Annotated in this window: 25 protein-coding genes; 8 read left to right on the top strand and 17 right to left on the bottom strand. The window is 70.9% G+C overall.

Annotated elements, in window-relative coordinates; genetic code table 11:
- From ACWGIH_RS35430 to ACWGIH_RS35420, 3 genes are all read right to left on the bottom strand, one after another.
- Positions 1–707: alpha-amylase family glycosyl hydrolase (locus tag ACWGIH_RS35430; RefSeq protein WP_453449681.1), on the bottom strand; the 707-nt coding region annotated here is incomplete at its 3' end.
- A gap of 39 nt (positions 708–746) precedes the next feature.
- The gene (locus ACWGIH_RS35425; RefSeq protein ID WP_453449682.1) at positions 747–2,717 is read right to left on the bottom strand and encodes a maltotransferase domain-containing protein; all 1,971 of its coding nucleotides are present in this window, start codon (positions 2,715–2,717) and stop codon (positions 747–749) included.
- A 73-nt stretch (positions 2,718–2,790) separates the two neighbouring features.
- The gene (locus tag ACWGIH_RS35420) at positions 2,791–3,027 is read right to left on the bottom strand and encodes a DUF5133 domain-containing protein (RefSeq protein WP_453449683.1); all 237 of its coding nucleotides are present in this window, start codon (positions 3,025–3,027) and stop codon (positions 2,791–2,793) included.
- Between the two features lie 293 nt (positions 3,028–3,320).
- On the opposite strand from ACWGIH_RS35420, the gene ACWGIH_RS35415 reads away from it, so the two are divergent.
- Complete coding sequence (locus ACWGIH_RS35415) at positions 3,321–3,839, top strand: pep a2 (RefSeq protein WP_453449684.1); 519 nt, start codon at positions 3,321–3,323, stop codon at positions 3,837–3,839.
- 97 nt (positions 3,840–3,936) lie between these two features.
- Positions 3,937–6,048 (top strand): glycogen debranching protein GlgX, encoded by a 2,112-nt coding sequence (gene glgX, locus ACWGIH_RS35410; protein WP_453449685.1) that lies wholly within the window; start codon positions 3,937–3,939, stop codon positions 6,046–6,048.
- A 12-nt stretch (positions 6,049–6,060) separates the two neighbouring features.
- On the opposite strand, the gene ACWGIH_RS35405 is transcribed toward glgX, so the two are convergent.
- From ACWGIH_RS35405 to ACWGIH_RS35360, 10 genes are all read right to left on the bottom strand, one after another.
- Complete coding sequence (locus ACWGIH_RS35405; protein ID WP_453449686.1) at positions 6,061–6,810, bottom strand: FadR/GntR family transcriptional regulator; 750 nt, start codon at positions 6,808–6,810, stop codon at positions 6,061–6,063.
- A gap of 17 nt (positions 6,811–6,827) precedes the next feature.
- Positions 6,828–7,868 (bottom strand): D-erythronate dehydrogenase, encoded by a 1,041-nt coding sequence (denD, locus tag ACWGIH_RS35400; protein ID WP_453449687.1) that lies wholly within the window; start codon positions 7,866–7,868, stop codon positions 6,828–6,830.
- A complete protein-coding gene (gene otnI / locus ACWGIH_RS35395; protein ID WP_453449688.1) occupies positions 7,865–8,686 on the bottom strand; it encodes a 2-oxo-tetronate isomerase in 822 nt (273 codons plus the stop codon). Before otnI ends, denD begins: the two co-directional genes overlap by 4 nt.
- 34 nt (positions 8,687–8,720) lie before the next feature.
- On the bottom strand, positions 8,721–10,025 hold the full coding sequence (locus ACWGIH_RS35390) for an MFS transporter (RefSeq protein ID WP_453449689.1): 1,305 nt from the start codon (positions 10,023–10,025) through the stop codon (positions 8,721–8,723).
- Positions 10,026–10,074: 49 nt separating this feature from the next.
- Complete coding sequence (locus tag ACWGIH_RS35385) at positions 10,075–10,767, bottom strand: class II aldolase/adducin family protein (RefSeq protein ID WP_453449690.1); 693 nt, start codon at positions 10,765–10,767, stop codon at positions 10,075–10,077.
- A complete protein-coding gene (gene otnK, locus ACWGIH_RS35380; RefSeq protein WP_453449691.1) occupies positions 10,764–12,044 on the bottom strand; it encodes a 3-oxo-tetronate kinase in 1,281 nt (426 codons plus the stop codon). Before otnK ends, ACWGIH_RS35385 begins: the two co-directional genes overlap by 4 nt.
- A gap of 1 nt (position 12,045) precedes the next feature.
- On the bottom strand, positions 12,046–12,963 hold the full coding sequence (gene ltnD, locus ACWGIH_RS35375) for an L-threonate dehydrogenase (protein WP_453449692.1): 918 nt from the start codon (positions 12,961–12,963) through the stop codon (positions 12,046–12,048).
- Between the two features lie 223 nt (positions 12,964–13,186).
- Entirely contained in the window at positions 13,187–13,837 is a 651-nt protein-coding gene (locus tag ACWGIH_RS35370) for a dienelactone hydrolase family protein (protein WP_453449693.1), read from the bottom strand.
- A 55-nt stretch (positions 13,838–13,892) separates the two neighbouring features.
- Positions 13,893–14,651, bottom strand: a complete 759-nt coding sequence (locus ACWGIH_RS35365; protein WP_453449694.1) for a cytochrome c oxidase assembly protein — start codon at positions 14,649–14,651, stop codon at positions 13,893–13,895.
- On the bottom strand, positions 14,648–15,070 hold the full coding sequence (locus tag ACWGIH_RS35360; protein WP_363212904.1) for a DUF2243 domain-containing protein: 423 nt from the start codon (positions 15,068–15,070) through the stop codon (positions 14,648–14,650). Before ACWGIH_RS35360 ends, ACWGIH_RS35365 begins: the two co-directional genes overlap by 4 nt.
- Positions 15,071–15,419: 349 nt before the next feature.
- Between ACWGIH_RS35360 and ACWGIH_RS35355 the strand changes: the two genes are divergently transcribed.
- The gene (locus ACWGIH_RS35355; protein ID WP_453449695.1) at positions 15,420–16,079 is read left to right on the top strand and encodes an HAD family hydrolase; all 660 of its coding nucleotides are present in this window, start codon (positions 15,420–15,422) and stop codon (positions 16,077–16,079) included.
- A 62-nt stretch (positions 16,080–16,141) separates the two neighbouring features.
- Here ACWGIH_RS35355 and ACWGIH_RS35350 read toward each other — a convergent pair whose 3' ends face one another.
- From ACWGIH_RS35350 to ACWGIH_RS35340, 3 genes are all read right to left on the bottom strand, one after another.
- Positions 16,142–16,519, bottom strand: a complete 378-nt coding sequence (locus ACWGIH_RS35350) for a toxin Doc (protein WP_365828467.1) — start codon at positions 16,517–16,519, stop codon at positions 16,142–16,144.
- Positions 16,519–16,758, bottom strand: coding sequence for a hypothetical protein (locus ACWGIH_RS35345; protein WP_363212908.1), 240 nt, complete (start codon positions 16,756–16,758; stop codon positions 16,519–16,521). Before ACWGIH_RS35345 ends, ACWGIH_RS35350 begins: the two co-directional genes overlap by 1 nt.
- Before the next feature lie 87 nt (positions 16,759–16,845).
- Positions 16,846–18,174, bottom strand: a complete 1,329-nt coding sequence (locus ACWGIH_RS35340) for an aspartate aminotransferase family protein (RefSeq protein ID WP_453449696.1) — start codon at positions 18,172–18,174, stop codon at positions 16,846–16,848.
- Between the two features lie 90 nt (positions 18,175–18,264).
- Between ACWGIH_RS35340 and ACWGIH_RS35335 the strand changes: the two genes are divergently transcribed.
- The 5 genes from ACWGIH_RS35335 (at position 18,265) to ACWGIH_RS35315 (ending at position 23,228) form a co-directional block, all read left to right on the top strand.
- Positions 18,265–19,170, top strand: coding sequence for a LysR family transcriptional regulator (locus tag ACWGIH_RS35335; protein ID WP_453449761.1), 906 nt, complete (start codon positions 18,265–18,267; stop codon positions 19,168–19,170).
- Positions 19,171–19,235: 65 nt separating this feature from the next.
- On the top strand, positions 19,236–19,514 hold the full coding sequence (locus tag ACWGIH_RS35330) for a hypothetical protein (RefSeq protein ID WP_453449697.1): 279 nt from the start codon (positions 19,236–19,238) through the stop codon (positions 19,512–19,514).
- Positions 19,515–19,626: 112 nt separating this feature from the next.
- Positions 19,627–21,306 carry an immunity 49 family protein gene (locus tag ACWGIH_RS35325; protein WP_453691742.1) on the top strand — a complete coding sequence of 560 codons (1,680 nt, stop codon included), beginning with the start codon at positions 19,627–19,629 and terminating at the stop codon, positions 21,304–21,306.
- Positions 21,307–21,426: 120 nt separating this feature from the next.
- Positions 21,427–22,440 carry an ATP-binding cassette domain-containing protein gene (locus tag ACWGIH_RS35320; protein WP_453449699.1) on the top strand — a complete coding sequence of 338 codons (1,014 nt, stop codon included), beginning with the start codon at positions 21,427–21,429 and terminating at the stop codon, positions 22,438–22,440.
- Positions 22,437–23,228, top strand: coding sequence for an ABC transporter permease (locus ACWGIH_RS35315; RefSeq protein WP_453449700.1), 792 nt, complete (start codon positions 22,437–22,439; stop codon positions 23,226–23,228). The genes ACWGIH_RS35320 and ACWGIH_RS35315 overlap by 4 nt, the downstream gene beginning before the upstream one ends.
- On the opposite strand, the gene ACWGIH_RS35310 is transcribed toward ACWGIH_RS35315, so the two are convergent.
- On the bottom strand, positions 23,209–26,376 hold the full coding sequence (locus tag ACWGIH_RS35310) for an ATP-binding protein (protein ID WP_453449701.1): 3,168 nt from the start codon (positions 26,374–26,376) through the stop codon (positions 23,209–23,211). The genes ACWGIH_RS35315 and ACWGIH_RS35310 overlap by 20 nt on opposite strands.
- Positions 26,377–26,403 lie beyond the last annotated feature (27 nt).

The raw sequence follows: 26,403 nt of genomic DNA, 5'->3' as shown, positions 1-26,403 counted from the left end.
CGGGGGAGGTTTTCGCAGTTGGTGCCCTCTTCGGCGAAGAGGTAGGGGACGGCGTCGAGGCGGAATCCGTCGATGCCCAGGTCGAGCCAGAAGCGTAGGGCGGAGATGATTTCTTCCTGGACGGCGGGGTTTTCGTAGTTGAGGTCGGGCTGGTGGGAGAAGAAGCGGTGCCAGAAGTACTGTTTGCGCACCGGGTCGAAGGTCCAGTTGGAGGCTTCGGTGTCGACGAAGATGATGCGGGCGTCGGCGTACTGTTTGTCGTCGTCGGCCCAGACGTAGTAGTCGCCGTAGGGTCCTTCGGGGTCGGTGCGGGATGCCTGGAACCACGGGTGCTGGTCGCTGGTGTGGTTCATCACGAAGTCGATGATCACGCGCATGCCCCGCTGATGCGCGGAGTCGATGAATTCGACGAAATCCCCGAGGTCCCCGAACTCGGGTAGCACGGCGATGTAGTTGGCGACGTCGTAACCGCCGTCGCGCAGGGGTGACGTGAAGAAGGGCGGCAGCCACAGGCAGTCGACGCCCAGCCACTGCAGGTAGTCCAGCTTGGCGGTGATGCCCTTGAGGTCGCCGATGCCGTCGCCGTCACTGTCGTGGAAGGAGCGGACCAGGACCTCGTAGAAGACCGCGCGCTTGAACCACTCGGGGTCCCGGTCCTTGGCGGGCGTGTCCTCGAACAGGTCGGAAACCGGCTTGTTGATGGTCATGCATCCTCCGTTGCCGCACGGCTGGGGGCGCGTGCTTCCTCAGTCGACCGCGCATACGTGCGCGGGGGAGACACCCGGTGTCAGGCGGACGAAATTGGCCTCGCCCCACGTGAAGGTCGCGTCACTCAGCTCGTCGCGCACCCGGAAGGTGGTGCCGGGCGTGATGCCCAGGCGGGTGCAGTCGAGGCGTACGGTCGCTTCCTGGGTGTGGTGCGGGTCGAGGTTCACGACCACCAGCACCGTGTCGCCGGGCTCATGGCGGCTGTACGCGATCACCTGGTCGTTGTCCGTGGGGTGGAAGCACACGTTGCGCAGCCGGTGCAGCGCCGGATGGCGTCGACGGATCGCGTTGAGCGTGGCGATCAGCGGCGCGATGGTGGAGCCGGTGCGCTCGGCGGATTCCCAGTCACGCGGGCGCAGTTGGTACTTCTCCGAGTCCAGGTAGTCCTCGCCGCCGGACTTCAGGGGCGTGTTCTCGCAGAGTTCGTATCCGCTGTAGAGGCCCCACGCCGGAGAGAGGGTCGCGGCAAGGACCGCGCGCAGTTCGAAGGCCGGACGGCCGCCGTTCTGCAGGAACTCGGGCAGGATGTCCGGCGTGTTGACGAAGAAGTTCGGCCGCATGTAGGCGGCCGTCTCACCGGCCAACTCCTTTACGTAGTCCGTCAGTTCCTGCTTCGTGTTGCGCCAGGTGAAGTAGGTGTAGGACTGCTGGAAGCCGATGGCGGCCAGGGTGCGCATCATGGCGGGGCGGGTGAAGGCCTCGGCGAGGAAGATGACGTCGGGGTCGGTGGCGTTGATGTCGCCGAGGACCTGTTCCCAGAAGGTGACGGGCTTGGTGTGCGGGTTGTCGACGCGGAAGATGCGTACGCCGTGGTCCATCCAGAACCGCAGCAGGCGTACGGTCTCGGTGATCAGGCCGGGCATGTCGCGGTCGAAGGCCAGGGGGTAGATGTCCTGGTACTTCTTGGGAGGGTTTTCGGCGTAGGCGATGCTGCCGTCGGCGCGGTGCTGGAACCACTCGGGGTGTTTGTCGACCCAGGGGTGGTCGGGGGAGCACTGCAGGGCGAAGTCGAGGGCGACTTCGAGGTGCAGGTCGCGGGCGCGGCGCACGAAGGCGTCGAAGTCCTCCAGGGTGCCCAGGTCGGGGTGGATCGCGTCGTGGCCGCCTTCGGGGGAGCCGATGGCCCAGGGCACGCCGACGTCGTGGGGTCCGGGGGACAGGGAGTTGTTGGGGCCCTTGCGGTAGGTGGTGCCGATGGGGTGGATGGGGGGCAGGTAGACGACGTCGAAGCCCATCGCGGCGACGGCTTCCAGGCGCTCGGCCGCGGTACGGAAGGTGCCTGATGTCGGCGGCTGTCCCTCGCGCACGACGGCGCCCTCCGAGCGCGGGAAGAACTCGTACCAGGACCCGAACAGCGCCCGCTCCCGCTCCACGAGCAGCGGCAACACGGCGCTCTCGGTCCGGCGTTCGCGCAAGGGATGGGCCGACAGGAGCGCGCGCACCTCCGGCGAGGTGGCCGCCGCCAGACGGTCCAAGGGGGAGCGGGTGTCGTCGCGCAGCAGGCCGAGCGCCGTTTTCAGGGTCGAGCGCACGGTGTCGTCGGGGGCCTGCGCGACGGCCCGTTCGAAGAGCACGATCCCGTCCTCGAGGGTGACCCCGGTGTCCACGTCGGCGTGCACTTTGATCACCGCGTCGCGCTGCCAGGCGGCCATCGGGTCGGTCCAGGCCTCGACGGAGAAGGTCCAGCGGCCGATCGCGTCCGGGGTGACATCCGCGGCCCACCGGTCCGTGCCCGGTTCCATCTCCCGCATGGCCCCGCGCCGAACCGTACGGCCGTCGGGCGCGTACAGGACCGCCTCCGCGCCGAGCACGGCGGAGCCTTCGGCGAACACGAGGGCCGTCACCTCGACGGCCTCGCCGACGACCGCCTTCGCCGGACGCAGGCCGCCGTGGACACAGGGCCGCACATCCTCGATGGGGATGCGGATGTGGCTGGGGTCCACCGACATGCTGTCCACCTCCGGGTCGTACCGTGCGAGTTGATCGTCGTCGCTTCGTTTCCCTGCGGCCTCACGTGCCGCGTCAATCGCCGCCGGGCGGGGACCTGCGGCCGGCCGGCTCGGGGTCATGCGGGCGCTCCGCGGCCTCGGCCGCCTCTCGCCCGCAGCGCCGGCTCGTCACCGCGCACAGTGCGGCCACGGCGAGCTCGAACTGCGCGCGCACCGCGGGATCGCCGGGCGAGGCGAGGAAGCGGCGCTGCCAGGCGCGGTACCTCACCAGTTGCCGACCGACGTCTTCTGTGGCGCGCTCCGCCCGCATCGCACTCGACCTCCTGGACCTCCGCAACGGCGAGCCCTGGCGGGCTCGCGGACCGTTCACGGAGGGGGAGCGCCCCGTCACGGCGGGTTCACTCCCTCCCCCATGGTGCGAGGTGAAGCGCTCGCCGTCCTGTTGAACGCAGAGTGCGCGGCCGGTCACTCTCGTGTTGCACGAATGGAGTAGGGGGGTGAGGCTGGTGCTGACTCTCGAGCGAACCCCGCTCACGTTCCGTGCGTGTCCCGGCTCCGCGCCGCAGCGCCGCGGCGTGGGCTCCGCGGTGAGGAGCATGAACGATGAAGCACCACTCAGTGCCCCGCTACTACCACCTCGACGTGGATCTGGTGCCGGAACGCGTCGGTCAGATCCGACGCATCCTGGCCGCCCATTTGAGGTACTGGGGGCTGGAGCAGCACGTTTCTGACGTGTCGCGCGGGATCGGTCTCCTGCTGGAGCCCGCGACACGGAACATCACTGCCGGACGGACCGCGATCGAGACGTGGTGGACGGGTCAGCACCTGATCACCGCCGTCTCGCACGGCGATCCGACCGTCATGGGTGAGCACGGTGTCGAGTCGCACTCGCTGGCCGAGATCGCGGCGCTCAGCGACGGATGGGGCAGCTGCACCGCGGATGACCGGCACATCGTCTGGTTCTCGCTGCGCAGCCGTACGGAGCTTCGCGAACCCCTGGTTCCCAAGGGGCCGGAGCCCGACACGATCGAGGCCAAGCCCCTGCCCCGCGCCGTTTCGCAGCCGGTCGGCGTGGGCGCGCCGGAAGTGGTGACGCCCCTCGAGGTCGCCGGCCCCGCCTGACCGGACGTTGCTGCGGGTGCGCTCCCGAAAGGGCGCGCACCCGCAGCATGCCCGATGGTCGAAGCAGGGGACCAGGGGCAACCGACAGGAGATCTTTGTGCGCGTGTGGACCGGCCGACCTTTCCCGCTGGGCGCCACGTACGACGGCGAAGGAACGAACTTCGCCCTGTTCAGCGAGGTGGCCGAGCAGGTCGACCTCATCCTCCTGGACGCGGACGGCACCGAGCGGAGCGTGACGCTGGCGGAGGCCGACGGCACGGTGTGGCACGGCTACCTGCCGGACGTCGGACCGGGCCAGCGCTACGGCTATCGGGTGCACGGCCCGTGGCTGCCCGCGGCCGGACATCGCTGCGACCCGGAGAAATTCCTCCTCGATCCTTACGCCAGGGCGGTCCATGACCTCCGCGACGACCGAGCGTCCGCGGACGCACCCGTCCGAGGCAGGGCGTCCCGCGACGGCGCCGGACCCGCCGCCCTGTGCGGTGTCGTGATCGACCCGGCCTTCGACTGGACGGGTGAAAGACCGCCCTCGCACGCCTACGCCGACTCGGTCATCTACGAGACACACGTACGCGGACTGAGCCGCACCCACCCCGGCGTCCCCCAAGAGCTGCGCGGCACCTACGCGGGCCTGGCCGCACCGGCCGTCCTCGACCATCTGACCTCGCTGGGGGTGACCGCGGTCGAGTTGATGCCGGTGCACCAGTACGTCCAGGACGGATTCCTGCTCGACAAGGGACTGTCCAACTACTGGGGCTACAACACGATCGGGTTCTTCGCGCCGCATCACACGTACGCGGCCCGCGGAACACTCGGTCAGCAGGTCGACGAGTTCAAGAGCATGGTGAAGGCCCTGCACGCGGCAGGGCTCGAGGTGATCCTCGACGTGGTCTACAACCACACGGCCGAAGGCAACGAGAACGGCCCCACCCTCTCCTTCCGAGGCATCGACAACGCCTCCTACTACCGGCTGTCCGACGACGACTTCAGCCGCTACTACGACACCACGGGGACGGGCAACAGCCTGCTGATGCGCCACCCCAACGTCCTTCAGCTGCTGATGGACTCGCTGCGCTACTGGGTCACCGAATGCCACGTGGACGGATTCCGATTCGATCTGGCCGCAACGCTCGCCCGACAGTTCCACGAGGTGGACCGGCTCTCCGCCTTCTTCGACCTCATCCAGCAGGACCCCGTGATCAGCCGCGTCAAGCTGATCGCCGAGCCGTGGGACCTCGGTGACGGCGGCTACCAGGTGGGCAACTTCCCGCCGCTGTGGTCCGAATGGAACGGCAAGTACCGCGACTGTGTCAGGGACTTCTGGCGTGGCGGCGACCGGACACTCGCGGAGTTCGCCTCACGCCTGACGGGCTCCGCCGACCTCTACCAGCGTGACCGGCGCCGCCCGCGCGCCAGCGTCAACTTCATCACCGCCCACGACGGATTCACCCTGCGCGATCTGGTCTCGTACGACACCAAGCACAACGAGGCCAACGGCGAGGGAAACCGTGACGGCGAGAGCAACAACCGGTCCTGGAACTGTGGCGCGGAGGGCCCCACGCGCGACCCCGAGGTGCGCGCACTGCGGGCCCGGCAGCAGCGCAACTTCCTGGCCACGCTGATGCTCTCGCAGGGCATTCCGATGCTCGGCCACGGGGATGAACTGGGCCGCACCCAGCGCGGCAACAACAACGCGTACTGCCAGGACAACGAGACATCGTGGATCGACTGGGACCTCGACGAGGAACGCGCGGAACTCCTGGAATTCACCCGCCGGGTGGTGGCGCTGCGCACCGAACACCCGATCCTGCGCCGCCGCCGCTTCTTCCGCGGCGACACCGTCACGCACCAGGGGCAGCCGCTGCCGGACCTGGTCTGGCTGCGCCCGGATGCCGCGGAGATGACGACGGAGGACTGGGACCGGCCCGACGCGCACGCGGTGGCCGTCTTCCTCAACGGCGACGCCATCGCGGAACCGGACCGCGCCGGGCGGACCGTCGTCGACGATTCGTTCCTCGTGCTGTTCAACTGCTACTGGGAACCGATGGAATTCCGGCTCCCCGACGTCACCTACGGGGCGTGCTGGACGACCCTTCTCGACACCTACGAGGCCGGTGGCCCGCCGGACGAGACGGAGCACAAGGCCGAGACGAAGCTGAGCGTCGAGCCGCGGTCCATGATCGTCCTTTCCCGTCACCCGATCGGGTGACGGGGGCGGCTTTCAGGGGCGGTCCAAGTCCACCTGGAGCTCGTCCGTCTGCGTCCAAAAGCCCTCGTCCGCGTCCTGCAGCCGGGACGCCGCGTGCTTCATGTGACGGCGTACGGCACTGCGGGCCGCCTCCGCGTCGCCCGACTCGACGGCCGCCAGGATCGCGTGGTGCTCCACCCGGACCGCCTCGATGAAGTCGTCGCGCCGCGCCTCGTTGGCCCGAGTGACACGGATGCCGCTGCGCATGACCTCGCCCAGATACCGCACGGTCGAGACCATCACCGCGTTGCCGGTCGACTCGGCGATCGACTGGTGGAACGCCAGGTCCTCGTCCACCCCGTCGCCGCCGTCCGCCACCGCCTTGTCGATCGCGGCCAGTGACTGCCGCATCCGGGCGACGTCCTCCGGCGTGGCCCGGACGGCCGCGAGCGAGGCCGCCTCACCCTCCATGGCGCGGCGGACCTCCACGATCTGCAGCACCTTGGACTTGGTGCCGGATGACTCGGCCTCCAGGTCGAGGGGCCGGGTGCGCCGGGGCATGACGAACACGCCCCGGCCCTGGCGCGGTTCGACCAGGCCCGCGTTGCGCAGCCGGGAGACGGCCTCGCGGATCACGGTGCGGCTGACGCCCAGTTGCTTGACCAACTCGACCTCGGTCGGCAGCTTGTCGCCCTCGGCGAGACGTCCGGACTCGATCTCCTCCGAGAGGATCGCGGCGACCCGGTCCGCGAGCCGAATGGGGCCACTCACCTTGGAGAACATGCTCGTCAGTCTATCCGTCAGGGCCTGACCGCCCCGGTCGCGGGCAGGCCCGCGGGTGCGACGGCCCCGGGGTGGTCCTCGACGTACGCCCTGACGACCGCCTCGAAACTCTCGTCGGGCCGCAGACCGAGCGCCGTGGCGCGCGCGTTGTCGAACGAGGCCGGCCACGAGCCGACGATCGCCTCGACGGCGGGGTCGGGCGCGACCGTCACCCGGTCGGCGACGGCATCACCGGCCACCTCGCGCAACGTCTGCAGCATCTCGGCGACCGTGACCGTCAGCGCCGGAAGGTTGACCGGAAGCGCGCCCTCCAGCTCACCCGGGCCGCTGCCGCGCCCGGCCTCGGCGATACGGATGATGCCCTCGACGGTGCGCCGCGGCGAGGCGAGGGCGACCCGCAGGCCGGGGCTCACCGGGCAGGTGGCCGGCAGACCGGCGAGGGGTTCGCGGATGATGCCGGACAGGAAGCCGGAGGCCGCCGCGTTCGGCTTGCCCGGCCGCACCGAGACGGTCATCAGGCGCGCCACACGCCCGTCGACGAAGCCCCGCCGGGTGTACTCGGCGACCAACTGCTCGCAGACGCGCTTCTGCGTCCCGTAACTGGACTGCGGCGTCGGCAGCGTCGACTCGCTGACCACGGGCGGCAACGGCAGCGCGGCATCGGAGCCGTAGACCGCGACGCTGCTGGAGAACACCACCCGGGGGACAGGACCGCCTGCGGCCGACTGGGCGCGGGCGGCGTCGAGCAGGGCGCGGGTGGTGTCCAGATTGGCGCTCATGCCGAGGTCGAAGTCGGCCTCGCACTCGGCGGAGACCGCCGATGCCAGGTGGATCAGGACGTCCACGGGCTGCGCGAAGATCGTGCCGAGGCGTTCGCTCAGGTCGCCCCGGACGATGTCCACCAGCGGGTCGGCCGCCACCGGCGAATCGTCGGGCACGAAGCGGTCGGCGAGCACCAGTTGGCCGATCGGCTCACCGCACAGGGTCCGGCGCTCGAGCAGGGCGTCGGCGACCTGGTGTCCCAGGAAGCCGAAGCCGCCGGTGATGACGATCCTCATGTGAGGTCTCCTCGTTCGTTCTTGAACCAACGGTGGTTCTTGAGCCAGCCGAGCCCCTGGCTCGTACCGGCCCGGGGGATGTACTCGCAGCCGATCCACCCGTCGAAGCCCAACTCGTCGATGGTGTCGAAGAGATGGCCGACATTGAGTTCGCCCCGGTCGGGCTCGTGGCGGTCGGGCACACCGGCGATCTGCAGATGGGCGACGCGGCCGGTGGGAAGGTCGCGGCGCAGTGTCGTGGTGAGGTCGCCCTCCACGATCTGGCAGTGGTACAGGTCGAGTTGCACCTTGAGGTTCGCGGCACCCACCTCCTGTACGAGAGCGTGCGCCTCGGCCTGCCGGTGCAGGAAGTAGCCGGGCATGTCGCGTCCGTTGATCGGCTCGATCAGGAGGTCGACGCCCACGGCGGCCGCCCGTTCGGCGGCCCACGCCAGGTTGGCCAGATAGGTGGCGCGATGCGCGGCCCGCCGGGCCGGGGTCGCTCCGGGCGGCAGGAGACCGGCCATCACGTGCACCTGGGCGCAGTCGAGCGCCGCGGCGTACTCCAGCGCCCGCTCGATGCCTGAGCGGAGCTCGCCCTCGCGTCCGGGCAGCGACGCGATGCCCCGCTCCCCGGAGTCCCAGGCGCCGGGCGGCGCGTTGAACAGCACCTGGCGCAACCCGTGGTCGTCCAGCAGGCGGCGCAGCTCGGCGGCTTCGTGGGCGTAGGGGAAGAGGTACTCGACGGCCTCGAAGCCGACGGCCGACGCGGCGGCGAAGCGGTCGGGGAAGTCGTGCTCGGTGTACATCATGGACAGGTTCGCGGCGAACCTCGGCATGCTTGCTCCTGCGGTGGGGCCGGGCCGGGCCCGGTCAGCGGTTGACGACGTCCTTCTTGGTGGTCAGCACGGCGGCCGCGCCGATCACCAGGCTCAGGGCGAGGACGTACATCGGGACGGAGGTCGAGCCGGTGGCGTCCTTGAGGCCGCCGATCATGTACGGGCTGACGAAGCCTGCCAGGTTGCCCACGGAGTTGATCAGGGCGAGCCCGGCCGCCGCCGCGGTGCCGCCGAGGAACGCGGTGGGCAGCGACCAGAACAGCGGAGCGCAGGTCAGCACGCCGGCCGCGGCGAAGGACAGGGCGACCAGGGACAGCACGGTGGATCCGCTCCATCCGGCGGCCAGGGAAAAGCCGACGGCGCCCATGAGGCTCGGGACGACCAGGTGCCAGCGGCGTTCGCGGCGCTTGTCCGCGGAGCGTCCGAAGAGGTTCATGGCGATCAGCGCGGCCACGAAGGGCACGGCGCTGAGCACGCCGATCGTGAAGGTGTCGTCGATGCCGGACGACTTGACGAAGGTGGGCATCCAGAAGGTCAGGGCGTACTGGCCCATCACGAAGCAGAAGTAGATGAGGCACATCAGCCACACCTTGGGGTCACGGAAGCCGTCCCAGACCCGGCCGTGCTTCTGGTGGGCGGTGTCCCGTGCGATCGCCGCCTCGACGATGTCCTTCTCCTCGTCGGAGAGCCACTTGGCGCTGCGTACGCCGTTGTCGAGGTAGAACATCGTGGCGACACCGATGAGGAGCGCGGGAATCGCTTCCAAGAGGAACATCCACTGCCAGCCGTGCCATCCGCCGGCCCCGTCGAAGGTGTCCATGATCCAGCCGGAGAGCGGGTTGCCGAAGATGCCGGCCACGGGGATCGCCGACATGAACATCGCGATCACGCGGGCCCGGCGGTGGGAGGGGAACCAGTAGGTGCAGTACAGGATGACGCCGGGGTAGAAGCCCGCCTCCGCGGCTCCGAGGAGGAAGCGGAGCACGTAGAACGTCGTCTCGTTCGTGACGAACGAGAACGCGCCCGAGACCAGGCCCCACGTGATCATGATGCGGGCGATCCAGGTGCGCGCTCCGACGCGCTGCAGCATCAGGTTCGAGGGGACCTCGAAGATGAAGTAGCCGATGAAGAACAGTCCGGCGCCGAGGCCGTACGCCGCCTCGCTCAGGCCCAGGTCGTCGGACATCTGCAGCTTCGCGAAGCCGACGTTGACGCGGTCCAGATAGGAGAAGACGTAGCAGAGGATCAGGAAGGGGACGATGCGGAGAACGACCTTGCGGAACACGGCGTTCTCACGGACGAGTTCGGGGGTCTCGGCCGTCTCGGTGGACGTGGACATGCGGAATCCTTACTGCGGCTCAGGGGATTCTCCGACGGGCGGGGCGCGGTCACCAGGAGGCGCCGAACACGGCCTTCAGTTCGTCGAGAGCAGGGGAGGGGAGCGGCTCGGGGCGACGGTCGGTCAGGAGCCAGAGGCGTGCCGTTTCCTCGAGTTCTTCGAGGACGGCGAGAGCGGATGCGGCGTCCGGACCCCAGACCACGGGGCCGAGACGGTCGAGCAGCACGGCCCTGATCGGCGTGCGTCCCGCTGCACGATCAGTGATGTGGCCGGTCACCAGGTCGGCCACGCGGGGATCTCCCGGCCGGTGGTAGGGGATGAGCGGGACGTGCCCGACCTTCATGACGTAGTACGGCGTGAGGGGCGGAAGCACGTCGTCCTGACGCCACACGCCGGCCAGGGTGAGCGCGACGAGATGCGTGGAGTGGGTGTGGACGACGAACCGTGCCGTGGGGTCGGCGGCACAGATACGGCGGTGCAGGGCGAGGGTCTTGCTGGCGCGGTCGCCCGCGACCTGATCGCCTGCGGCATCGACCAGCGCGAGGCGCTCGGGCTCCAGGAAGCCAAGGGCGGCGTCGGTGGGCGTGATCAGGTGGGAGTCGCCCACCCGCGCGCTGATGTTGCCCGCACTGGCGTGGACGTAGCCCCGCGCGAACAGGCTCGTGCCCACCCGGACGATCTCTGCGCGCGCCGCGTCCACACCGTCCGGATCGCCGGTGGCAGCGCTCAGCGGGTCGGTCATGCCGTCTCCCGGCCGAGGCGGGCGAAGGACGCGGTGAAGAAGTCGGGACCGCCGAAGTTGCCCGACTTCAGCGTGATGTGCAGCGGGTCGCCGTCGGGCAGGGCCGCGGCGCACCAGGGCACGCCCGGGTCGATCTGCGGACCGATGCGCAGGCCCGTCACGCCGAGCGCCTGCACCACCGCGCCCGAGGTCTCACCACCGGCGACGACGAGTTGGCGGACACCCAACTCGACGAGCCCCTGGGCGACGCGGGCCAGGGTCCGCTCGACGAGCTCACCGGCCTCGGCGACGCCGAGACGGCCCTGGACGTCCTTGACCGCGTCGGGCGTCACGGTGGAGTAGACGAGGACCGGCCCTTGAGCCAGCCGCTCGGCGGCGAAGGCAAGCGCCTGCCCGGCCACGTCCTCACCGGCCGCGATCCGCAACGGATCCACGCTGAACGCGGGCCGCCCGCTGTCCAGGAACGCCTGGACCTGACCGTTGGTGGCAGTGGACACCGATCCGGAGACGACGGCCTGATGGCCCGCGGGCGGCGGCAATTGGGCGGCGGCGGGCGACGGTTGGAACCCCCAGTTCGCCGGCAGACCGATCGCCAGACCCGACCCCGCGGTCACCAACGGCAGGTCCTTGACCGCCGCACCGAGCCGCAGAAGATCGTCGTTCGAGACGGCGTCGACGATCGCGGCGCCGACACCCTCCTTGCGCAGCGTCTCGACGCGCTCCCCGATCGCCTCCGCGCTGGCGGCGACCACGGTGTGGTCGATGAGGCCGACCGGGCGGGCGGTCTGCGCACCGAGCACGGACACCAGGTTGGAATCCGTCATCGGGGTCAGCGGATGATGCCGCATGCCGCTCTCGCCCAGGAGTACGTCACCGACGAAGAGATGTCCCTTGAACACGGTGCGCCCGTTGTCGGGGAACGCCGGGGTCGCGACCGTGAAGTCGGTGCAGAGGGCGTCCATCAGGGCCTCGGTGACGGGACCGATGTTGCCGGCCCGCGTCGAGTCGAAGGTCGAGCAGTACTTGAAGTAGATCTGCTCGGCGCCCGCGGAGCGCAGCCACCGCAGCGCCCGCAGCGAGGCCGCGACCGCCTCGGTGGCCGGGGTGGTCCGGGACTTGAGCGCGATGACGACGGCGTCGGCGTCGGCGGGCCCTTCGACGCCTGCGGGCGGTACGTCGATCAGCTGGACCACGCGCATTCCGGCGCGCACCAGGTTGTTGGCCAGGTCCGTGGCGCCGGTGAAGTCGTCGGCGATGCAACCGAGTCGGATTCCCATGTCAGTTCTCCTCCTGCCCGGGCAGCTCGATCCCGGGGAAGATCTTGATCACCGCGCTGTCGTCCTCGCCGCCCAGACCGGAGGCGGACGCCTGCAGGAACATCTGATGGGCGGTGGCCGACAGGGGGAGGGGGAACTTCTCCGGGCGGGCCGCGTCGAGCACAAGGCCCAGGTCCTTGACGAAGATGTCGACCGCGGACAGCGGCGTGTAGTCGCCGGCGAGCACATGCGCCATGCGGTTCTCGAACATCCATGAGTTGCCCGCGCTGTGCGTGATCACTTCGTAGAGCGCCTCCGCGGGTACGCCCGCCTTGATGCCCAGCGCCATGGCCTCGGCCGCCGCGGCGATGTGCACCCCCGCGAGCAGCTGATTGACGACCTTCACCTTGGAGCCGATTCCCGCCCGGTCGCCCAGGCGGTAGACCGTGCTGCTCATGGCCTCCAGCACCGGATCGGCGATCGCGTACGCGGTGGGGGCGCCCGAAGTCATCATGGTGAGCTGCCCCGTTGCCGCGCGGGCGGCCCCGCCCGAGATGGGTGCGTCCAGGTAGAGCACGCCGCGCTCGGCCAGGCGCTGCTCCAGATCGGCGGACCAGGTGGGGTCGGCCGTGGAGCACATGACGTAGACGGAACCCGGGTGCATGCGCTCGGCCGCGCCGCCGTCGCCGAACAGGACCGACTCGACCTGTGCGGCATTGACCACGACGCCGACCAGGACGTCGACGGAGGCCGCGAGGTCACCGGCGGATGCGAAGTCGGTGCCGCCGTCCGCGGCGAAGGCCGCCGCCACGTCGGGGCGCACATCATGGACGCCTACGTCGAAGCCGGCGTCCCGCAGGCTGCGTGCCATGCCGAGCCCCATGGCCCCGAGCCCCACCACGCCCGCGCGCGGCCGTGCCGGCCTGTCCTGGTCGTTCATGCCCATCCTCGTCTCGCTGTGCCGGGCCACGTCCTGCCGTTCGGGGCGCGGTCCGGCTCTGAATCCGTGCGGCGATCGGGTCATATGATGACCTGAGGATGTGGGATGGCGCACTGTGATGCCAGTCACATGGCAAGTGTGGGCCGCGAGGGTCGGACAGAGGGGGCTCGGCGGCCACCGCGACGCCTCCCGCCACCCGCCGGGAGGTGTGGCGGCCGGACGCTCAGATCTGCGTCTGTCCCATCCCGGCGAACCAGCGGGCCGCCAGGGAAGCGACCTCGTGCAACGCCCCCGGCTCCTCGCAGAGATGCGTGGCATCGGGGATCACGCGTAGCCGGCTGAGCACGCGCATCCGGTTGGCCGCTTCCCGGTTCAGCCGCAGCACCTCGGTGTCGCGCCCTCCGACCATGAGCAGAACCGGCGCGTGCAGATGACCGATCACCTCGTCCCCGGCCAGGTCGGGACGGCCGTCGGGACAGACCACGGTGTCCACGAGGCCGGGCCTCGCGGCGGCGGCCCCGAGCGCGGCCGCTGCCCCCGTGCTGGCGCAGAACAGGCCGACCGGCAGATCGGAGACGTGGGCGGCCAGCCAGTCCACCGACGCGATCAGCCGGTGCGTCAGCAGGTCGACGTCGCCGTACGGCCGCCCCGTTGCCCTGTCGGCGGCCGCCTCGTCGGCGCTGAGCAGGTCGACGACCAGCGTCCCGACCGCGGAGTCGTGCAGCGTGCCGGCCACGGCCCGGCTGTGGGGGCTGCGCAGGTAGGGGCCGCTGCCGTGGGCGAGGACCGTTACACCGAACACCGTGTCCGGCACGGTCAGTTCACCGGTGAGTGCCCCCTCGCCGCTGGGCACGGTGACGATCTGGGACAACATGGGGCCTCCGGATTCCGGGAACGGGGTGCACGCCGGGTACCCCGCGAGGCCCCCCTCACGCGGCAGCCGAGGCACGCCTGGCTCGTACGAGCGCACGGCCCTCGGCCGTGTACCACTGATGGCACAGGATCACCGCCAGCGCGATGCCGACCACGTCTCCGCCGTAATACATGACGTACGACGCCCGATGCAGGTCGGCCGAGGCGAAAGAGGTGCCGGGCGGGCCCGCGACGTAGAGCGACTTGGACAGGATGCCGTGCGCGGCGGACGCGGCAAGCAGGGCCGCGCCGCGCAGCGCGAATCCGGCGCGGTGTCGCAGCGGGTCGAGGGCCAGGACGGCGAAGGAGAACAGCACGCCGGAGGCCAGGAGGTGCACGCTGACGAGCGCGTCCAGCCACGGCCGGTGATGCGCGGCAGCCATGAGCGGCGTGCGGTACACAGCCCACAGCCCGGCGATGTGGACGAGCGCGGCCAGCGGCGGCCACACGAGCAGGGCCGCCGCCCGCGATCGGACGCAGGAGAGAAGCCGGCGCCGGGGCCCGACGGGCAGCGCGCGCAGCGTCAGCGTCACCGGGCGGCCGAGCACGAACAGCAGGGGCGCCACCATCCCGACGCCCAGATGGGTGACCATGTGCCCGGTGAACGGCGGCCACCCCTCCCACGGAGCGGCCGTCGAGACGGCGAACACCGCGCCGCCCGCGCAGACCGCCGTGTCACGCCGATGCGGCCAGCGGTCGCCGCGCCGGCGCAAGTGCCGGGCCGCCGCCACATAGCCGAGACAGCCCACGGCCACGAGCAGCACCACCGCCGTCATCGGCGGGCCCGCACCAGCAGCAGCGCGCCGGCGAGCAGGAACAGCACGGCGATCACGTTCCAGGTCCAGTCGTACGGCGCCAGGTCCACGCCGTAGCGGATCTGGTGCAGCTCCAACGCCTTGTGCTGGAACGTGCCGTCGTACAGCTGGAAGCCGCCCAGACCCAGGCACAGGCCCGCCCACCAGGCGGTGAGGTGCCGGGCGCCCCGGCGCCACAGGTCCGCGTACAGGAACAGGCCCGCCACCATCGCCAGCCAGCCGAAGGCGTGGAAGATCCCGTCGGAGACGAGGCCGGCCTCGCTCGACGCCTTGTCGTAGAAGTGATGCCAGTGCAGCAACTGGTGGAACACCATCTCGTCGATGAACGCGGCGAACCCGACGCCCACCAGCGCCCCGGAGAGCAGAGAGCGCCCCCTCACCGGTCCGCGCCCCTGTGCCGCTCCGACGGAACGCCTTGCTGCTCACGGGGATGGAACGTCATCGTCATGCGGGACTCCTCGGCGCCGGGGCGGGAAAACGGTCGGGGAACGGGCGGGAACGGGTGGCACGAGCGGTAGGGAGAGGCGCCGGGTACCCGCGAAGCGGAATGGCAGACCGCCACATTTGCGCCACTGTGTCGCCCGGTGGGCAGGGCCACGGGGCAGGGCAGGGGCGGGCCCAGGGCCAGGGTCGCAGCCTCACCCGCCTGCGCGCGCAGGCGGCGGCCATGCGTGCCGCCGGTAGGGCTATTACGGTGAAAGCCCACGTCCGACCATGAAGGGAACCCTCGTGACGCGTGCCGCCCTGTTCGATGTCGACGGAACGCTCGTCGACACCAACTACCTTCATGTGACGGCCTGGTGGGAGGCGTTCCGGCAGGCGGGACACCACGTCTCGATGCGCGATGTGCATCACGCGATCGGCCTGGGCGGCACCGACCTGATCGAGCACCTCCTCGGCGAGGACCGCGATCCGGAGCAGGACGACGCCATCAGTGCCGCGCACAAGACCCTCTACGGCACGCACTTCGACCGCCTCGAAGCCTTCCGGGACGCGGGACAGCTGCTGCGCTCCCTGGCGGGGGACGGGTGGACCATCGTCCTCGCCACCTCCGCGGGCGGCGCCGAGCTCGACGCGTTGCGCGCCGCCGTGGACGCGGACGACGTCATCACCGCGACGGCGAGCGCCGACGACGTGGAGGAGGGCAAACCCGCCGCGGAGCCCGTCGCCCACGCGCTGGAACTGGCCGGTGCGAAGGCGGAGGACAGCGTGTTCGTCGGCGACTCGGTCTGGGACATGAAGGCCGCACGGCGCGCGGGTGTCACGCCCCTTGCCGTGCTCAGCGGCGGCATCCCCCGAGAGGACCTCTCCGAGGCCGGAGCGGCGGAGGTGTACGACGACACCGCCCACCTGCTGGCATCCCTCAAGAGCAGCGCGTTCTCGGGGTAGTGAGGGCGGTTCCGCCGTGCGCGCGACCGAGCCCCGTGATCAGACCTTCCGGAGCCCGGTGATCAGACCTTCCAGGACCTGATCTGATCGGCGACGGCGTAGACGCTGAGCCGGCTGTCGCGGATCTTGCGGATGAGGTCGGACAGCGCGCCGTAGGGCGGATCGATGCCCTCGCCCGACTGGTCCATGTACTGGGCGGCGACGAACGCCGCGTACAGGCTGTTGCGGTAGGGCAGGGGCTCCAGGCGCACGATGGTGTGCAGCAGGGCTGCGGCGCGCCAGGCGGCGTCCGGGTCGGCGGATTCCAGGGTCGGCAGCTTCGTCTTGTGGCGGGCGACCGCGGCGACCAGGGCGGAGTAGTCCGAGACCGTCATGTCCTCGGGGGCGACCGCGAACTCCTGGACGTCTAACAGCCAGGACACGTCTACGTACAGAACCATCAGGCGGCCGCGGACCCCTCGTGACGTGCGGAGGGTGGGATCTCCTCGGGGTTGGCCGCGTCGAACTCGGCCCGCAGCCGGTCGGCCCAGGCAGAGGCGCCCGCGACGAACTTCTGGCGCTCCATCTCGCGGACCCCGAGGTCGTGGAGATACTGCTTGAGGCTCTTGCCCTCGGCCGCCGCTGCCGCGCGGACACCCTTGAGCTCCTCATCGGTGAAAGTCACGTTCAGAGACGGCATACGTCCAAGGTACCAAGTAGGTACCTGCCGGGCGAGTGCCTCTCTCGACCGGTTCTCCGGTCGGGCCCGCGAGGACGCCATGGGGCCTCAGAGGGAAGCGGCGGCCTCGCCGATCGCCTGGTCAAGGATCGTCAGGCCGAGCGACAGCTCCTCCTCGGTGGCGGTCAGCGGCGGGGCCATCCGCAACACTCCGCCCATGTTGGCGAGTTGGACGATGTTCATGTGCAGGCCGAGTTCGAGGCAGCGCCGGGTGACCCGTGCGCCCAGCTCGTTCGAGTGCTGCTTGGTCTCGCGGTCCACGACGAGTTCGAGCCCCGCGAGCAGACCCCGGCCGCGGATGTCGCCGACGACCGCGTGCCGCGTGGCGATGTCCGTAAGGCCCTGGTGGAGGAACGCGCCGAGCGAGCGTGCGCGCTCGTCGAGCCCGTCGCGGGTCAGGACGTCCAGGACGGTGTTGCCGACCGCGGCCACCAGGGGGTCGGCCACATGCGTGGTGAAGAACAGGAAGCCACGCTCGTACGCCTCCCGCTCGATCTCGGCGCTGGTCACCACGGCTGCCAGCGGCAATCCCGCACCCAGCGTCTTGGACAGCGTGAGGATGTCGGGCACGACGCCGTCCCGCTCGAACGCGTACCAGGTCCCCGTGCGGCACAGGCCGGTCTGGGCCTCGTCGAGGATCAACAGCATGCCGCGTTCCCGGCACTTGGCCCGCAGAGCCGCGAAGTATCCGGGCGGCGGCTCGATGATGCCGCCGGAGCTGAGTATGGGTTCCACGAGGCAGGCGGCCAGGCTGCCGGTCGACTGGGCGTCGATCAGGTCGAAGGCGAAGTCCAGCTGGCGCCGCCAGTCCAGGGAGCCGTCGTCCGTGGTGAAGTCGGGCCGGTAGGTGTTCGGCACGGGGATGGCGAAGTTGCCGGGCGCGCCGGGCCCGTAGCCCTTGCGGCCCGCGCTGTAGGTGGCGGACGCGGCGGCCTGCGTCATGCCGTGCCAGGAGCGCGCGAACGAGACGATCTCGTGCTTGCCGGTGACGAGCTTGGCCATCCGGATGGCGGCCTCGTTGGACTCGGCGCCGGTCGTCAGGAGCAGCGCCTTCTCCAGGGGCGCGGGCAGAGTCTCCGCGAGACGCCGGGCGAGGTCGACGACAGGGCGGCTGAGCATGCCGCTGAAGAGGTGGTCCAGGGACGCGACCTGCCGCTGGACGGTCGCGACGATCTCCGGGTGCGAGTGGCCGAGGATCGCGCTCATCTGGCCGGAGGTGAAGTCGAGGATCTTCCGGCCGCCCGCGGTGAACACGAAGCTCCCGGCGGCACGTTCGATGATCTCGTGGGTGAACTCGCCGCCGTAGCGCACGAGATGCCTCTCGGCGTCGGCCCAGAAGGTGTCGGTGGACGGCAGGGCGGTGGTCGAAGCGGTCATACCGCCGACGGTAGGCGGCAGCCGAGCGACACGTCCATCTCACGATTCCGGCTTTCCTGTTCGGTAAAACCGCACAAGAATGGGAGCGTGATGAACCCCTGGAGGCTGCAACTGCTGAGCCGGCTCGACACGCTGGGCACCGTGCGGGCGGTCGCCCAGGCCGCCAATCTGAGCCCGTCGAGCGTGTCCCAGCAGCTCGCCGTGCTGGAGTCCGAGACAGGCACCCGGCTGCTCGAACGGACGGGGCGCCGGGTGCGGCTCACCCCGGCAGGACTGATCCTCGCCCGCCGGGCGCGGGCGATCCTCGACCACATGAGCAGCGTGGAGGCGGAGCTGCGCGGATTCGGCGAGGAACCGGCCGGCCTCGTGCGGCTCGGGGCGTTCCAGAGCGCGATCCACACCATGGCCGTGCCCGCGGTGAGCCGCCTCGCACGCGAGCATCCGCACCTCGACGTCGAGCTCCTCGAGCTGGAGCCGCACGCGAGCATGCCCGCGCTGCGCGGCGGCGACGCGGACATCATCATCACCACCACGGACTTCGACGAGCTGCCGCTCGGACCGGACATCGACATCGTGCCGCTGGCCATGGACCCCGTCCTGCTGGTGGTCCCGCCCGGTCACCCGGCGACCGGCCGCGGCGCCGTGGACCTCGCGGCGTACGCGGACGAGGCGTGGGCATTCGACATCCCGCAGTCGTACATGGCCAATCTCGCGCTGCGCCTGTGCCGCCGGTCCGGTTTCGAGCCGCGTGTGGTGTGCCGGTTCAGCAACTACATGATGACCCTGCAGCACGTCGAGGCCGGACTCTCGATCGCGCTGCTGCCGGGCCTGGCGGTCGACCGCCGCTACGACGTCGCGACCAGGGAACTCGCCACTCCCATGACGCGCACCATCACCGCGGCGATCCGCCACGGCTCGCCGCCTCGCGCGGCGGTCCGCGCGGTTTTGGAAGCCCTGCGCCACCACCCGGAGCTGCCGCTGCCGGGCGGGGAGTGAGGCCCGGAGCCGTGCCCAGGCGGGCACGGGCCGGATTGTCAGTGGCGGCTGGCAGGGTGGGAGGCATGGACAGGGACGAGGAGTTGCTGCGCGGCCGGGTCTACGGCCAGGACCACGACGACCCTCGCCGGGGCCCGCAGCCCGGGCGGGATTACGGCGAGCTGGTCGGTGGCCCCCTGGACGGCCTGTTGCTCGACATAACCGGCTGGACCGAGGGCGAGACGGAGACGAGTGTCGCCCTGCCCACGGAGCTGGGGCACTTCGGTGCCGGCGGGCGAGCGATGTACGACCCACGGCCCGGTGACCGGCGCCGTCGCTGGGACTGGTCCGGCGACACTCCCTGACACGGGTCCCCGACCGGTTTCGCTGACCAGCCCTCCTCTCCCGACCCGGCGTCAGATCCGCCCGCACAGAGATCGTAGAGTCGCAACGGTGAACGAGAACAACACTTTTGGCATGTCGGACGGTCCCGATCACGAGCTGCCGATGCTGACCACCGGCCAGGCCAACCGCCTGAGGGCACTCGCCGCTCCGTACGCGCAGGAGGGGCACACCCACTTTCTGCACAACCTGGCGCAGAGGTGCCGTCAGGCGCCGGAAGCGCACTGGCCCGAGATGGTCGCGGCCCACTTCGGCCACCTGTCGGAGGGAAGCAAGGGCGACGAGAGCCCCGCTGAACTCCTCCGTGGCGTGCACGCGCGGCTGCTGCCCACGGATTCGCTCACGCCGGAGATCGCCGGTGCCATGAGGTACGCGCGCGTGGTGGCCGAGGGACTTGTCTTCGCCTACTCCCTCGACATGCCCACCAGCGTGCGCATGCTGACCGATCCCGACGTGGAGCGCGCCGGGACCGAGGAGTTGGGGCAGGCGGCGTACGCGAACCTGATGCGCGTCCCCGTCGAGCACGACGAAGTGCCCACCGAGGGAGGGGCGGTTCTGCACTCCCTGTACGGCGAATCCCCGTTCGTCGCCAGCAAGGCGCTGTACCTGTCGGAAACGGTCCGGCAGGTCACCGGTGAGTCGCTCCCGGACGCCGGAGCCCTCTTCGTCGTGCCCACCCGGCACCTGCTGGCCTACCACCCGATCGCCGACGGTTCGGTGGCCGACGCCATCAACAGCCTTGCCGCGTACGGCCTCGGCGCCCATGAGGACGGCCCGGGCTCACTGTCCCCGAGGGTCTACTGGTGGCACCGGGGCCGCCTGACGTCGATCACGGTCATCGACCACGACACCCGCTCCTTCTCCCTGCAGCCGCCGCCGGAACTGCTCGGTCGCATGAAGGGGCTGGTCCGCCTCGACCGGGCCGGCCGGCTCGACACCGCCACCGCCGCCAAGGCGTCCGACGTGGCCGCTCTCACCCGCGCCACGGCCGACGCCCTGGCCGGTGTCGCCGAGAACCCGGCCGGGCCGGGCGACGCCTTCGCCTCGGCCCTCACGCTCGCCCACGCCCACTGCGCCGCCGACCCCCAGGCGTCGCACGTCGACACCTGGGACGCCTGGGCCGTCTCCGTACAGCTCGGCACGGCACTGTTCGCCGGTGCGCGGGCTCAGGAGTGCCGACTGGGCGAGGACATCGTGCGGCAGCTGCCCGCGATCCCTGCCGCGCCGCCCGCGCAGGCCCGCGCCTGGCTCGATGCCTTCTACGCGGCGGTCGCCTGCCGTCAGACGGAACGGGCCGACCGCCTGTGCCAGGTACCCCTTGAGGTGCTGCGGCAGGACGACTCCGTCGACGCGTACGTCCTGCACTGGATCGACACCCTGCAGACCTACTGGTCCGAGCGCAACATGGACGACGTCGTGGCCAAGCTGCTCGCCACCATGGAAACGTCTCATCCGGAGTCCTTGACCCACACGCCCAAGGATTTCGCGGACCTGATCGACTACCAGCCCGTCGCGCTCTTCCACCGTCTGATCGCCCGCGACCACGACGCCTTCGCGAAGGCCCTGGCCGAAGCCGTGGACCACCACCGCTCCTACTGGGGCGACTCGGCGGCGCCGCGCGCCCGGGTGGCGCTGGGGGTCCTCGCGATGGCGAGCCTCGCGTACGACTACGGCTTCCCCGTCGCCATGCCGCAGCCCTACCTGCCCACGTACCTGCTCAACCGCGAACGGATCGAGGAGATACCGGCGGGCTGATCCAGCAGGTGCCGACGGGCGGGCTGATCGAGGAGACAGAGGAGACAGAGCCGGGCCGAGGTCGCGCGCTGAAACCCTGGTGAAACCGCGCTGAAGGCGCCTTGCCGCAACCTCTGCGGCATGACGCCAACGACTACTTCGACGACCTCGGCTGCATCGGCTGCATCGACGACAGCGTCCTCACTCGCCATCGCGGCCACGGGGATGCGCAAGGCCTACGGGGACAAGACGGTCCTGGACGGCATCGATCTGGCGGTAGCTGCCGGCACCGTCTTCTCCCTGCTCGGCCCGAACGGCGCGGGCAAGACCACCGCCGTGAAGATCCTCTCCACCCTCATCACCGCCGACGCCGGTGACCTGCGTGTCGGCGGCCACGACCTGGCCGCCGACCCGCATTCGGTGCGCGCCGCGATCGGCGTGACCGGCCAGTTCTCCGCCGTTGACGGACTGATCACCGGCGAGGAGAACATGCTCCTGATGGCCGACCTGCACCACCTGCCCAGAAGTAAGGGACGCCGGGTCGCCGCCGAACTCCTGGAGCGCCTCGATCTCACCCAGGCCGCCAAGAAGCCCGCCTCCACCTTCTCCGGCGGCATGAGGCGGCGCCTTGATATCGCCATGACGCTGGTCGGCAACCCGCGGATCATCTTCTTCGACGAGCCCACCGCCGGCCTCGACCCCCGCTCCCGCCGCAACATGTGGGCCATCATCCGCGAGCTGGTCGCGGGCGGGGTGACCGTCTTTCTCACCACCCAGTATCTGGAGGAAGCCGACGAACTGGCCGACCGCATCGCGGTGTTGAGCGGGGGGAGGATCGCCGCCGAGGGCAGCTCAGACGAGCTCAAGCGGCTCATCCCGGGCGGCCATGTGCGGCTGCGGTTCACCGACCCGGCCGCCTACCGGTCCGCCGCCCTCGCCCTGCACGACGTAACCCGCGACGACCAGGCCCTCACTCTTCAACTCCCGAGTGACGGCAGCCAGCGCGAGCTGCGCGCCGTCCTCGACCGGCTGGACTCGGCCGACGTCGAGGCGGACGAACTTACCGTGCACACCCCGGACCTCGACGACGTGTTCTTCGCCCTCACCGCCGACAGCGCTGTCGCCCCCGACCAGGCCATGGAGTCCGCCCGATGAGCTCTCTCCCCCTTGCCGTACGCGACTCGACCACGATGCTGCGCCGCAACCTCCTGCATGCCCGGCGCTACCCCTCTCTCACCCTGAACATCCTGCTGACACCGATCGTCCTGCTGCTGCTCTTCGTCTACGTGTTCGGCGAAACGATGAGCGCGGGCATCGGCGGCAGCGGCGCCGAGCGCGCGGACTACGTCGCCTATCTGGTCCCGGGCATCCTGCTGATGACCCTCGGAGCCACCCCCGCCGGAACGGCGGTGTCCGTCTCGATGGACATGACCGAAGGCATCATCGCCCGCTTCCGCACGATGGCCATCCACCGCGGCTCGGTGCTCGTCGGACACGTCGTCGGCAGCGTGCTGCAGGCCGTCCTGAGCGTGCTGCTCGTGGGTGCCGTCGCCGTGGCCATCGGGTTCAGGTCCATCGACGCCACGGTCCTGGAGTGGCTCGCGGCGCTCGGACTGCTTGCTCTCGTCGCGCTGGCGTTCACCTGCATCGCGGTCGGGATGGGGATGGCGAGCCCGAATGCCGAGGCGGCGAGCAACAACGCGCTGCCGCTCATGATCCTGCCGCTCATCTCCAGCGCCTTCGTGCCGGTCGACTCGATGCCGGGCTGGTTCCAGCCTTTCGCCGAACACCAGCCGTTCACCCCGGCCATCGAGACCCTGCGCGGCCTGCTCCTCGGCAGCGAGATCGGCAACAGCGGATGGATCACGATCGTCTGGTGCCTGGCGCTGGCCGCGCTCGGCTACCGCTGGTCGACCGCCCTGTTCAACCGCGATCCGAAATAAGCGCACGGGCCGCCACCCACAGCTGGTCCCGCTTCAGGGCGGCGTACCGTGACACCGCGTCGCGGTACGCCGCCCGGTCGGCGTCCTCGGCCGCTTGCCGGGCGCGGGCCGCGGACATCGTCGGCTGGAACTCGCGTAGCACCCGCAGCCGTTCGGCCAGCGCGATCGTCCGGACGGCGGAGGTGTCACCGGAGGCGAGCGCGGCCATGCCGAGCGCGTGCAGCACGGTCCCGAACACGGGCAGCTCCAAGGGCGAGCGGGGCGGGCCTTCGAGCAGCGTCCGCAGCCGCTGCCACAGCCGGTCGACCGGTTCCGCGACCAGATCGAGCCGGCCGGCGTGCGCGTGCGCCGTCACCGCCGCGGACTGGATCTGAAGCGCCCACGGGTCGAGCCACGGGTCGCCGCCATGTATCGGGGCCGCCTCGTGCATCCGCTCCACGGCGCCGCGCCACAGGCCAAGACCGGCCTCCGTGTGCCCGCGGGCGAGGGTGAGCTCGGCGCGGCCGCCGAGGGCGGAGCTGTAGAAGTCGTCATCCGGCGGGGTGCTGTCGCCCTCGGTCTGCCGCAGCCAGTACTCGGCCTCGTCGAGGTCGCCGCGCTGCAGGCAGGCCAGGACCAGGGCCGAGCGGATGCCGATGTGGTCGAGCTCGTCACCGAGCCGCGGCAGCGCCCGCAGAGCCGCCCTGAGGTGCTCGTGGGCGGTCTCGCCGTGCCCCGTCCGCAAGGCCAGTTCACTCAGCCGGGAATGGCCCATGAGCTGCAGGGGTGGCTGGTCGACCGGAGCCAGCGCGCCGATCATCCGGTGGGCCGAGGCGAGCGCGCGGTCGATGTCGTGCTCGTACTCCCAGACGTAGCTGGCCACGCATTCGGCGATACCGGCGACCAGGGGCTGCTCATCGGCGCAGAGTGCGCGCAGCACGGCGTAGTCGGGCGGACGCATCTCGGGAAGTGCGCTCAGGACCACCGCGGTGGCGCGCGGCAGGGTGTCCGGCGGGGCCGCGGGGAGCCGACGCAGGGTGACGAGCTGCCGTACGCCGTGCGGTCCGTAGTTCATGAACAGGCCCCCCGCACACAACACCGCCGCTGTGCGCGCGACTTCGACGTACTCGGGCCCGGGGCGGTAGTGCGAAAGCGGTGGGCCCGTGTCGGCGGCGAGGGCGGCCAGACGGGGGTAGTTGGAGTCGGTGGACCACAGGGCGGCGAGTACGGCGGCGAGGGCGGCGACCGTGGGGCGGTCCGCGCGGGCCAGGGCGTGCCGCAGGGCCGGCACGAGGTTGTCCTGCTCGGCCCTGATCCGCTCCCGGGCCTGGAGGGGACCGCCCCGGGGCTGGTGAAGACGGGAGCCGGGGGAGGGTTCCGGACCGAAGATCATGTCGTGGGCCTCGACCCCGAAGTCCCGTGCCCAGGCGAGGAACCGGCCCACGGCCTCGTCCTCCTCGCCGGCGTCCGTACGGCGGGCCGCGCTGAACTCGCGTACGGCCTCCAGCATCCGGAAGCGCACACCGGCCGGGGTGTCGACGACGGTGAGCAGCGACTGGGCGGCCAGCTGATCAAGGAGCATCAGCGCATCCTCGCCGAGCACGTGCTCCGCCGCTGCCCCCGAGAAGCCGCCGGGGAAGACCGACAGCGTGCGCAGGGCCGCCCTCGCGTCCCGCGTGAGCAGGTTCCAGCTCCACTCCACGACCGCGTGCAGCGTGCGGTGGCGCTCCGGAGTGTCCCGCGCCCCGCCCCGCAGCAGCGTGAACCGGTCGCCGAGCCTGCGGGCGATCTCCGGCACCGAGAACACCCGCACCCGCGCCGCCGCCAGCTCCACGGCGAGCGGCAGCCCGTCGAGGTGGCGGCAGAGCCCGGCCACCGCGTCCGGCGCCAGCTCCACCCCCGTCCTGGCGGCCCGGGCGCGCTGGGTGAACAGCTCGACCGAGGTGGTGAGATCGAGCTCCGGCAGTGCGTACACCGTTTCGGAGGTGAGCTCCAGCGGGGCCCGGCTGGTGGCGAGCACCCGCAGCTCCTTCGAGGAGGCGACCAGGGCCCGTACGAGGCCGGCGACGCCCCGGATGACCTGCTCGCAGTTGTCGAGCACCAGCAGGGCGGGCCCGGAGCCGAGCACGCCGAGGATGCCGGACACCGGGTCGGCCGCGGTGTGGCCGCTCACCACGCCGTGCCGGCTCTCGCCCGCGCCGAGCGCGGAGGCCACCTCTGTCGCCACGTCCGCGTCGGCGGTGACGGCGGCGAGCGGCACGAAGTACACCACGCGCTGTACGGCCCGGCGGCTGACGGCGTGGGCGAGCCGGGTCTTGCCGAGGCCGCCGGGCCCGACGACGGTGACGGCGCGTGAGACGCCCAACAGCCGCTCCACCGCGGCGATGTCCGCAGCGCGTCCGAGGAGCGGATTCGGCTCGTGCGGCACACCGTGGCGGACCACCGGGGCCCCGGCACGCAGCAACTCCCGCTGCACGGACCTGAGTCCGGGACCGGGGTCGGTGCCGAGCGCCTCGCGCAGGTCACGGCGGTACGCCTCGTAGCGGGCGAGGGCGGCGGCCGGGCCCGCCGTCGCCGCCTCTGAGCGCAGTGACTCGGCGAGCACTTCCTCGTCGCGCGGATACTCCGCGGCGGCCCCGGCCAGCGGACCGGCCGCCTCCGCATGCCGCCCGAGGCGGGCGAGCGCGAGGCCCTGCGCGCGTACGAGAGCGGCGCGGACGGGGGCACGTTCGGCGCGCAACGCGGCGACGGGGTCGTCGATGCCGGCCGACCCGCCGTGGGCACCGTCCCACAGGGCGAGCCCGGCTTCGGCCGCGGCCAGACCTCCCGCGTGATCCCCGGCCCTGGCCCGCTCCGCGCTCACGGCGGCGTGCAGCAGCAGGGCCGAGCTGTCGACCTGGTCCTCGGCGAGGGCGAGCCGGTAGCCCGTGGGTGTGCTCGCGATGACGTCGCCGCCCAACTGCGCCCGCGCCCTGGACACAAGAACCTGCAGTGCCTTTCCCGGCCGCTCCGGCAAGGCCTCCGGCCACAGCCCCGCCACCAGCCGCTCGATGCCGCATCCCGTGCGCAGGTCACCCGCGAGCAGCGCGAGCAGGCCGCGGAGCCGGGGCGCGGTGACCTCCTGCCCGCGATGCGCGACACGCGGCAGCAGGGTCAGTTCGACGGTCACCCGAGCAGACTAGCCAAGGCCCCACCG

This window comes from Streptomyces sp. NPDC054872 (assembly GCF_053610705.1).
Note: the sequence above shows the minus strand (reverse complement) of the source record. Positions and strands in the feature narration are given on the sequence as shown.

What these genes read in the sequence shown, in the direction of transcription:
- ACWGIH_RS35350 (WP_365828467.1), bottom strand. Translation starts at nt 16,519, where the DNA reads ATGGTTCTGTACGTAGACGTGTCCTGGCTGTTAGACGTCCAGGAGTTC.
- ACWGIH_RS35340 (WP_453449696.1), bottom strand. Translation starts at nt 18,174, where the DNA reads ATGACCGCTTCGACCACCGCCCTGCCGTCCACCGACACCTTCTGGGCC.
- ACWGIH_RS35385 (WP_453449690.1), bottom strand. Translation starts at nt 10,767, where the DNA reads ATGACCGACCCGCTGAGCGCTGCCACCGGCGATCCGGACGGTGTGGAC.
- ACWGIH_RS35425 (WP_453449682.1), bottom strand. Translation starts at nt 2,717, where the DNA reads ATGTCGGTGGACCCCAGCCACATCCGCATCCCCATCGAGGATGTGCGG.
- ACWGIH_RS35330 (WP_453449697.1), top strand. Translation starts at nt 19,236, where the DNA reads ATGGACAGGGACGAGGAGTTGCTGCGCGGCCGGGTCTACGGCCAGGAC.
- ACWGIH_RS35415 (WP_453449684.1), top strand. Translation starts at nt 3,321, where the DNA reads ATGAAGCACCACTCAGTGCCCCGCTACTACCACCTCGACGTGGATCTG.
- ACWGIH_RS35335 (WP_453449761.1), top strand. Translation starts at nt 18,265, where the DNA reads ATGAACCCCTGGAGGCTGCAACTGCTGAGCCGGCTCGACACGCTGGGC.
- ACWGIH_RS35420 (WP_453449683.1), bottom strand. Translation starts at nt 3,027, where the DNA reads ATGCGGGCGGAGCGCGCCACAGAAGACGTCGGTCGGCAACTGGTGAGG.
- ACWGIH_RS35365 (WP_453449694.1), bottom strand. Translation starts at nt 14,651, where the DNA reads ATGACGGCGGTGGTGCTGCTCGTGGCCGTGGGCTGTCTCGGCTATGTG.
- ACWGIH_RS35405 (WP_453449686.1), bottom strand. Translation starts at nt 6,810, where the DNA reads ATGTTCTCCAAGGTGAGTGGCCCCATTCGGCTCGCGGACCGGGTCGCC.
- ACWGIH_RS35320 (WP_453449699.1), top strand. Translation starts at nt 21,427, where the DNA reads ATGACGCCAACGACTACTTCGACGACCTCGGCTGCATCGGCTGCATCG.
- ACWGIH_RS35390 (WP_453449689.1), bottom strand. Translation starts at nt 10,025, where the DNA reads ATGTCCACGTCCACCGAGACGGCCGAGACCCCCGAACTCGTCCGTGAG.
- ACWGIH_RS35325 (WP_453691742.1), top strand. Translation starts at nt 19,627, where the DNA reads ATGTCGGACGGTCCCGATCACGAGCTGCCGATGCTGACCACCGGCCAG.
- ACWGIH_RS35370 (WP_453449693.1), bottom strand. Translation starts at nt 13,837, where the DNA reads ATGTTGTCCCAGATCGTCACCGTGCCCAGCGGCGAGGGGGCACTCACC.
- otnI (WP_453449688.1), bottom strand. Translation starts at nt 8,686, where the DNA reads ATGCCGAGGTTCGCCGCGAACCTGTCCATGATGTACACCGAGCACGAC.
- ACWGIH_RS35345 (WP_363212908.1), bottom strand. Translation starts at nt 16,758, where the DNA reads ATGCCGTCTCTGAACGTGACTTTCACCGATGAGGAGCTCAAGGGTGTC.
- ACWGIH_RS35315 (WP_453449700.1), top strand. Translation starts at nt 22,437, where the DNA reads ATGAGCTCTCTCCCCCTTGCCGTACGCGACTCGACCACGATGCTGCGC.
- ltnD (WP_453449692.1), bottom strand. Translation starts at nt 12,963, where the DNA reads ATGAACGACCAGGACAGGCCGGCACGGCCGCGCGCGGGCGTGGTGGGG.
- denD (WP_453449687.1), bottom strand. Translation starts at nt 7,868, where the DNA reads ATGAGGATCGTCATCACCGGCGGCTTCGGCTTCCTGGGACACCAGGTC.
- otnK (WP_453449691.1), bottom strand. Translation starts at nt 12,044, where the DNA reads ATGGGAATCCGACTCGGTTGCATCGCCGACGACTTCACCGGCGCCACG.